General features: G+C 71.3%; 2 protein-coding genes and 1 pseudogene. 1 reads left to right on the plus strand and 2 read right to left on the minus strand.

Going from position 1 to position 1,796, the window contains the following annotated elements; all coding sequences use genetic code 11:
* Window positions 1-251: DUF1853 family protein (locus N878_RS19395; RefSeq protein WP_031303529.1), on the plus strand; the 251-nt coding region annotated here is incomplete at its 5' end.
* Between the two features lie 72 nt (window positions 252-323).
* Here N878_RS19395 and N878_RS19400 read toward each other — a convergent pair.
* A complete protein-coding gene (locus N878_RS19400; protein ID WP_021445220.1) occupies window positions 324-1,433 on the minus strand; it encodes a cyclic nucleotide-binding domain-containing protein in 1,110 nt (369 codons plus the stop codon).
* A 22-nt stretch (window positions 1,434-1,455) separates the two neighbouring features.
* Window positions 1,456-1,796: pseudogene (locus tag N878_RS29120) on the minus strand (1-aminocyclopropane-1-carboxylate deaminase); the annotation flags it as partial.

The raw sequence follows: 1,796 nt of genomic DNA on the forward strand, positions 1-1,796 counted from the left end.
AGCCGCCGAGCGTCTGGCAGCCGCTGCCGCGCCTGGCCTGGCTGGCCCCGGCGCGGGTGGACGCCGAGCAGCGCTGGTCGGGCGAACGCCTGCAGCAATGGCTGGATGCCCTGCCGGCACAGGCCGGCGCGCAGTTACTGGTAAGTTTGGAAGAAGCCGCTGACGGCAGCTGGCAGGAAGTGCAGCGGATCTTTCTGGTCGGCGACCAGTGGCCGGGCCAGGCCGAGCCCCAGGCGGTCGACAGGCCGTAGCCCGGCTGCAATCCGGGACAGGTTGCGGCCCTCCGCGGATTGCATGCGCGCCGCAACCGCCCCGCCTTCAGCTCAGCGGCTACGTTCGATGCGCCCGCCCGAACGCGCCAGGTAGCCGGCGCCGCTCTCGCACAGCAGGGCGTCGCGCTGCACCGCCGGCAGGCCATCGAGGCCGTTGCGCAGGGCGTAGACGCTGTAACCCAGCTGCGCGAGGAGGAACACCGCGCTGGCGCTGCGCTTGCCGCTGTCGCAGTAGCACAGGTAGGTGCGCGCCTTGTCCAGCAGACGCGCCTTCAGGCGCAACAGCTGCAGCGGCATGTGCAGGGCCTGCGGCGCATGCGCCTGCTGGTATTCCTCGAGCAGGCGCACGTCCAGCCACTGCGCGCCCTGGGCCAGCAGGCGCGCCGCTTCGCCGAGGGACACCTCGGCCACCACCGGTGCCTTGAGCAGGGCGAAGAACTCCTGGCGATCCAGGCGCAGCACGCTGCCGTCCTCGAGCATGGTCACCGTGGCGTTGCGCGGCCGGTCGGCCAGCAGCGCCTCCTCGCCGAAACAGGCGCCCACCTCCAGCTCGGCCAGCACCTGACTATCGCCACCGGCGCCGCGGATCACCTCGGCACGGCCGCTTTCGAGGAAAAAGCAGCAATCGCCCGCCGCGCCCTCCTCCAGCACGCGGCTGCCGGCCTGGAGCTGGACGCGCTGCAGGCGGCCGAGCATGTTCTGCACGTTGGCCGGCGGCACCTTGGCGAACAGCGGGTTGTCCAGCAGGCGCTCCAGCCACTCGACGTCCGCGCCGCTCTGCTGCAGCGCCAGCAGCAGGTCCTGGTAGGCCAGGCGCCAGGTCAGCAAACGATCCAGGGTGGCGCTGTCGATGGCCAGCACGCTGACGTCGCTCAGCGCGCGCGCCTCGTGCAACCGCGGCAGGCTGGGCGACAAGGGATGGCAGCTGGCCTCGCTGCCGGCCCGCAGACGCTGCACCTGGCCGTCGGCGCCCTGCAACTGCAGCTCGCCCGCCAGCAGGTAGTAGGTCATGCGCGCCTGATCGCCCTGGCGGAACAGCAGTTGGCCGGCCAGCAGGGGCTGCGGCACCAACTGGCTGCGCAACTCGCGCCACTGCTGGTCGGACAGCACGTTGAGCGGGGTCAGGCTGCGCAGCTGTTCGGGGTGGAGAGGTTCACTCATGGGGGATTCCAGGCTCCGCTGGTCAGACCGCAGTGTAGTCGGCGGCGGCGCCCATCAGTGCGCGCCGCCCCTGCAGACCGCCGGTATGGACGAAGATCAGGCGACTGCCGCGGGCAAGGTAACCGCCCTCGACATACTGGCGCAACGCCATTAACGCCTTGCCGGTGTAGACCGGCTCCAGCAGCAGACCGCTGGCCCGCTCGCTGCGCAGGATAAACTCGCGCAACGGGTCGTCGATGCGGGCGAAGCCGCCGCGCGCCGCCTCGATCAGCCGATAGTCCCGATCAGGGCGACCAGCCTGGCGCAGCAGCGCGCTCACCTGCGCGGCCACGCCATGGCTGCCGGGCACCGCCAGGGCGCCGT

The sequence above is a fragment of the Pseudomonas sp. EGD-AK9 genome, from assembly GCF_000465935.2.
GTDB lineage: Bacteria > Pseudomonadota > Gammaproteobacteria > Pseudomonadales > Pseudomonadaceae > Aquipseudomonas.

What these genes read in the sequence shown, in the direction of transcription:
- N878_RS19400 (WP_021445220.1), bottom strand. Translation starts at nt 1,433, where the DNA reads ATGAGTGAACCTCTCCACCCCGAACAGCTGCGCAGCCTGACCCCGCTC.